Origin of the sequence: Citrobacter sp. Cpo069, from assembly GCF_030332785.1 — a bacterium.
GTDB classification, from domain to species: Bacteria; Pseudomonadota; Gammaproteobacteria; order Enterobacterales; family Enterobacteriaceae; genus Citrobacter; species Citrobacter portucalensis.
On record NZ_JAOWHD010000031.1, the window covers coordinates 1 to 6,213 of the forward strand.

Below are 6,213 nucleotides of genomic sequence, written 5' to 3' on the forward strand. Positions count from 1 at the left end.
TGCCGGGACGCTCGGCGATCAGCCAGTCCACATCCACCTCGGCCAGCTCCTCGCGCTGTGGCGCTCCTTGGTAGCCGGCATCGGCTGAGACAAATTGCTCCTCTCCATGAAGCAGATTACCCGGCTGATTGAGGTCATGCTCGTTGGCCGCGGTGGTGACCAGGCTGTGGGTCAGGCCACTCTTGGCATCGACACCAATGTGGGCCTTCATGCCAAAGTGCCACTGATTGCCTTTCTTGGTCTGATGCATCTCCGGATCGCGTTGCTGCTCTTTGTTCTTGGTCGAGCTGGGTGCCTCAATGATGGTGGCATCCACCAAAGTGCCTTGGGTCATCATGACGCCTGCTTCGGCCAGCCAGCGATTGATGGTCTTGAACAATTGACGGGCCAGTTGATGCTGCTCGAGCAGGTGGCGGAAATTCATGATGGTGGTGCGATCCGGCAGGGCGCTATCCAGGGATAATCGGGCAAACAGGCGCATGGAGGCGATTTCGTACAGGGCATCTTCCATGGCACCGTCGCTCAGGTTGTACCAATGCTGCATGCAGTGAATACGCAGCATGGTCTCCAGCGGATAGGGCCGTCGGCCATTGCCCGCCTTGGGATAAAACGGCTCGATGACAGCGGTCATATTCTGCCATGGCAGAATCTGCTCCATGCGGGAGAGGAAAATCTCTTTTCGGGTCTGACGGCGCTTAGTGCTGAATTCACTATCGGCGAAGGTGAGTTAATGGCTCATGATGTCCCTCTGGGATGCGCTCCGGATGAATATGATGATCTCATATCAGGAACTTGTTCGCACCTTCCCTAGACTTAACGATGTTAAAATTTTGGTTGTATTAAAATCCTCCTGCGAAAGTGAAATCATCCATGTATTATCTTTATGATAGTCGGTGATATAAATAAAATGAGATGTAAAAGGCGTTGAGTGATTGAACTCTCCTAAGTTCCATCCATACTGTCTCACTGTATTTGAGCTAAGTTCTTTGTCGGTAATGTTCATAATTCATACCTTTCGATAAAGTCTGTAATGATAATTAGCTATCTCAAAGGCCCAGAACAACTCTTGAAATAACCTCACTCGAAGAATTTATCATATTGAACACCCCTACCTAATAACCTTGCCGACTTAATAAATCACAATAGCCCTCCCCTGTCATTTTAAAACGCTACTTGAATTTTTGATAGCTTATAGTTGTTTTACGTTCTTTGTGATACTCATATGTCATCTTCTCTTTCCAGTACCAATCTTGTAAATCCTGCAAGTCTAGCCCATTTTTCTCACGTATGCTTTCGTGTAATTCGCTAAGCGCGAGTTTATCATTAGGTTTATAAATGGCTAATTTTTCTTCAAATAAATCCAGCCAACGTTTCCCCATCTTTCGACGCAAAACAAACACCATCGTGATAATTGTACTGAAATGCACAGCAATTAGTTCCAACTTATGCGATTGCTGACCAGATAAAATTACTATTGTAACAACAGGGATGGCCGTATATAAAGCAATCAAAGCGACCATAAGTTGATATGGTTTTTCCCGTATTACCATGTCCATGGGTAAACCAGAGGACGCTACTGCTTGCCAAAATCTTAAATACCTTCCGATGGACTTAAACCTTTTCCCGTTTTTATGCATAAACCTGTTTTTATTTACTATCATGTTAGACCTCTATTTTTCTGTAATTCTAGAAGAATGTTACCTTAACCCTTAACAGGGATAACACCGCATGTATTATCTCCATAATCAAAGCGCAGGGCCGGTAATAAAAAGTACCATACCATCGATGTGTAGTTCGTTCAGTGCATCCCTGTCCGTGGATAGCTTTCTAATGTTGTCAGGAGTTGCATCAATCGGGTATAAATCTTGCGTCAGTTTGACGAGATTCTTCTCAGTGCAGGTAAGACCGCCTTCAGCGAGAGTGCGCAGGTAATCACTAAACACGACTTCTTTTTCATCAGAGGTAAGTCGCTCGAAGTACCCCATATGTTCGGACGTGAAATTCTCATCTGCAATACTTCTCACTACTGAGATGATATCCGACCTTATGACCAACTCCCGCACCGCAGCATAAAAAATCCTGCCGTAATGTCCTGACACGTTTTCCTTTGCGAGCCACCAGCGCTCATCCGTGGTAACGGGTACTGTGGTCGGGGATGCCAGTAGCAGAACGGGGCTTAAACCGGATCGCGATAACCCTTCAGCAAAAGCTTCTTCAGGAAGACTGCTAACAGGCTTGCCTTGATAACGTGCTTCTACCATCTATGCTTCTCCTTTCTGATGTAGGCATGACTGCCTTCTATTTAAGCAATCAGTAAACCGGATTGAGCTGAGCAACGTTATCCTTCTCCCATCATTGCTTGCCACTTTTACCATAAGCGCCAAACAATTAGCCCCATTATTCCGGTTGTAAACTGAACCTTAACACTAACCAGTATGAATCGGTCATCTGGGGCAAAGTGTCCACCGGGTTGAAGTAGCCAGGTTGTTAGCGGCGGATGGAAAGCCAGTACGAATCCGTAAACTATAAAAGCCAAGCTCAGTAAAAGAAGGAGCATGCGCCCAATACGTTTGAGTTGATAAGATAAACTCGCGCTAGTTTTTCGTGGGGGTACGATATGGTCTTTCAACACTGTCTCCTTGCCAGCAAATGCCGAAGCGCTGGCATAAAGATTAAACAATTTTTATGCCAGTTACTCCGGCGAGATGGGTGATAATCCTCGTTGCCATCATAAAGCCTTATCTCTTTCAAATTTGAGCGATAAGGGGTCTTTGAGCCTGTAATGGCTTTTTGTTTGATGTTTTGATGGCACCTGCCCCCGCGTTTTACCATGACCGAAGTACATAGCGGCTCACACCTTCTGCTGGCTGTTGCCACTCGCTATTCTCCGTTGACGGTCTGAGGCGCGTCGAGCCCCGGGAGATGTTTTTCATCGCCTGCTCAAGAGTGTCCATCCTGTAGGTTTTGATGTTCACCCCTTCTTCAGAAATAGGCCCCAGCAGTTCCGTAACCTCACGCTCACCCTGATAAATATCGACCCACTGTGTAATATTCACCTTATCACCATTCGCATCAATGCCACGTCGGTTAAAGTGGTCAATTTCAAACTCACACACGGTTACCGGTACCAGCCCCTCCGGGCGCGGATACCCGAGTATTTCATCAAAACCAGGTTCCCCTTCATCAGTGACCAGATCAGGCGTCAAATAGAGTTTTCCGTTACGGGAAAAATGCGCAACATGGCAGGACCACTGGTCATTTAACATCGTTGGCATGCTTGTGAACATTCCTGAATACCACCGTCTGGCATTATCAACTGATTTGGTGACGAGGATTTCATCTGGTACTTCCCCGTTGTCCATGGTGTAAAAACTGAGAGACAGAGCGGTATTTCTGCGTGAAAGTAGCTTTTCTTTATTGACCTCTTTATTTTCAAATTTGGACAGGTATTCCTCAAGGAACAGCGCCTGCAACTCGGGTGTCGGCGCTTTCTGATAAAACCAGTCGGCCAGGTCTTTAGTGCCAATATAGATGAGGCTGGCTTTACCTTTTTCGCTCTTGACCGCAACAGGAGCCATTAGGCTTACTTGCTGTACGTACTCACTGGTTTCATTGATACTTTCATAGGCCTCAATCCACTGGCCAAGCAGATTGGTGTAAATCACCGGATCGTTCAGCTTTAAAAACTGCTTAAGAGCCTGAGCGCCACGGGAGCATGTATCAAAATAACGCTGCTTCTCTTCGAAGCTTTTGAAAGCAGTCTTTTTGCCCGACCATGTGGCCACCAGCTGTTCATCTTCGAACAGGGTGTTTTCAGCTGGTAAGAAGTGTTTCATTTTCGCAAAACGTTGATGAGTGACGTTTAAGACATTTCGGGATGTAGCAAGTACCATTCGATGAACCCAGGCATGCCCTTCCATCCGGTTGTCGCATTCAAAATTTGCTGGTGCGGCATATGCAACAAGTTTCCCTGAAGCATTTACCGATAACCTGACCAGCTCATAGCCTTTGCTGCTAATAAAATTACGAACCCCGGGAAGATGTTTGAGCCCCACATCAGCGAGCATATAGAGCTGGTTCAGGAGCTCTTTGGAGCCCTTCTCTGTACTCATGGCAGCTTCCAGCGTCGCCCCCCTGTTATCAGCTCGCCAGGCTACAATGCATCGATCTATCAACTCTGATCTCAGATTAGGCTGGCCAATATTTCCATCGGCCAGAGCCTGGCTCAGCATCTGCCGGTAAGGTTCTTCTGCCTCACGCTCGGCACGAATATAATTTAAAGCCATCTTGAAGAAGCGAATGTAAAACAGGTGATTAGACCTGAATTTACGTCTGTGAATGTACCATTCGAGCTCCTCCGCTTTAATGGTATCCATGCACAGGAAACCCAGTTCAGCATCATTCCTGCTGGACTCCTTAAATAAAGACAAATTCACCTTACAATTGAAATCTCGATCCGTTGAGTATCTGTTTACTGTTGCGTTGACACAGATATCGTCTCCCTGACGGAATGCAATAACCGGCTCATAGTTTTTATGGGTTCTCCCAAGCCATTTATAGCCAGAGTAGCTGTTGTCTTCCTGAACTGCTCCTGGTGCTGTCACTGGGTTCATCAACGAATCCCAGTTGCACATTACCCGGGATCCGGACTGAAGGCATGAGTTTGCCTGTTCAAGATAACTTTGCAGAGACGGCCGTGTCTCAGCCATACCCAAAAGGCCAGAACCGTCTTTGTCGTGCAGAAATTGGAAGTACCGTTCCTGGAACTCAAGGCTCAGAAAACTGTAAGGGGTATTGGTATCATAGAAATCACCAAATAGTTTGAGCCGGTGATCGAGGCCGCAGATAAGGATCAGGAAACGACGGTAGTGAAGTGCCATAAGATCATGCTGCTTCAGTCGGTCGGTATAACTGACGTCCTCAAACTTTATGGTGCTGCCATCAATCCCCTGGAAATGTGCTTCCTGTTCGCTGGCGGAAGGGAATAGCTGCGAAGCCCCAAGATGGCTTTCTACCGAAGAGTAAACCTGATGAATATTTTGACCGTCCCGGACCAGAAGGAATACAACCCGGTTCCTGTCATTGCGGACATGATTTTCCCAGGGATCGCGGTAATCGATATAACGTCGTGTTGTGGCCATACATACGATGGAACGGGCTTTGTTGAATAAATCAGATTTCGGGTAAGTCTCCCCCGTAGCGGGTTGTGTTTTCAGGCAATACGCACGCTTTCAGGCATACCTGCTTTCGTCATTTTGTTCAGCGCTCGTACCAGGGCCATAGCCTCCGCAACCTGACCATCGTAGTCACGCAGCGTCAGTGAACCCCCGAACAGCTGTTTTACCCGGTACATCGCCGTTTCCGCTATCGAGCGACGGTTGTAATCTGTTGTCCATTTCCACCGCGCATTACTCCCGGTCATTCGCTGATTAGCCACTGCACGGTTACGGTCTGCATATTCACCGGGCCAGTAACCCGCACCTTTTCGGGGAGGGATAAGCGCGCTGATTTTCTTACGCCGCAGTTCATCGTGACATAGCCGGGTATCGTAAGCGCCATCGGCGGCGGCTGACCTGATTTTCCGGTGGGTTTGCCGGATTAACCCGGGGAAGGCCTCTGAGTCCGTAACATTGTTCAGCGACAGGTCAGCGCAGATGATTTCATGTGTTTTACTGTCAACGGCGAGATGCAGCTTACGCCAGATACGGCGGCGTTCCTGGCCATGCTTTTTGACTTTCCACTCGCCTTCACCGAAGACCTTCAGCCCGGTGGAATCAATTACCAGGTGTGCGATTTCACCCCGGGTGGACGTTTTGAAACTGACATTAACCGACTTTGCCCGCCTGCTGACACAGCTGTAATCCGGGCAGCGTAGCGGAACGTTCATCAGAGAAAAAATGGAATCAATAAAGCCCTGCGCAGCGCGCAGGGTCAGCCTGAATACGCGTTTAATGACCAGCACAGTCGTGATGGCAAGGTCAGAATAGCGCTGAGGTCTGCCTCGTGAAGAAGGTGTTGCTGACTCATACCAGGCCTGAATAGCTTCATCATCCAGCCAGAAAGTTATGGAGCCACGGTTGATGAGGGCTTTATTGTAGGTGGGCCAGTTGGTGATTTTGAACTTTTGCTTTGCCACGGAACGGTCTGCGTTGTCGGGAAGATGCGTGATCTGATCCTTCAACTCAGCAAAAGTTCGATTTATTCAACAAAGCC

General features: G+C 47.8%; 5 protein-coding genes. All 5 read right to left on the reverse strand.

Features of this window, described 5'->3' with window-relative positions:
- On the reverse strand, window positions 1-673 hold a 673-nt coding region (locus OGY08_RS01585), incomplete at its 3' end, for an IS5-like element ISKpn26 family transposase (RefSeq protein ID WP_286565463.1).
- 496 nt (window positions 674-1,169) lie between these two features.
- Window positions 1,170-1,661, reverse strand: a complete 492-nt coding sequence (locus tag OGY08_RS01590) for a hypothetical protein (RefSeq protein WP_000636790.1) — start codon at window positions 1,659-1,661, stop codon at window positions 1,170-1,172.
- Window positions 1,662-1,745: 84 nt separating this feature from the next.
- The gene (locus tag OGY08_RS01595; protein WP_000228894.1) at window positions 1,746-2,261 is read right to left on the reverse strand and encodes a hypothetical protein; all 516 of its coding nucleotides are present in this window, start codon (window positions 2,259-2,261) and stop codon (window positions 1,746-1,748) included.
- Window positions 2,262-2,825: 564 nt separating this feature from the next.
- Window positions 2,826-5,141 carry a hypothetical protein gene (locus tag OGY08_RS01600; protein WP_286565461.1) on the reverse strand — a complete coding sequence of 772 codons (2,316 nt, stop codon included), beginning with the start codon at window positions 5,139-5,141 and terminating at the stop codon, window positions 2,826-2,828.
- Window positions 5,142-5,212: 71 nt separating this feature from the next.
- On the reverse strand, window positions 5,213-6,181 hold the full coding sequence (locus tag OGY08_RS01605) for an IS5-like element IS903B family transposase (RefSeq protein ID WP_031942297.1): 969 nt from the start codon (window positions 6,179-6,181) through the stop codon (window positions 5,213-5,215).
- Between the last annotated feature and the right edge of the window lie 32 nt (window positions 6,182-6,213).

What these genes read in the sequence shown, in the direction of transcription:
- OGY08_RS01600 (WP_286565461.1), bottom strand. Translation starts at nt 5,141, where the DNA reads ATGGCCACAACACGACGTTATATCGATTACCGCGATCCCTGGGAAAAT.
- OGY08_RS01590 (WP_000636790.1), bottom strand. Translation starts at nt 1,661, where the DNA reads ATGATAGTAAATAAAAACAGGTTTATGCATAAAAACGGGAAAAGGTTT.
- OGY08_RS01595 (WP_000228894.1), bottom strand. Translation starts at nt 2,261, where the DNA reads ATGGTAGAAGCACGTTATCAAGGCAAGCCTGTTAGCAGTCTTCCTGAA.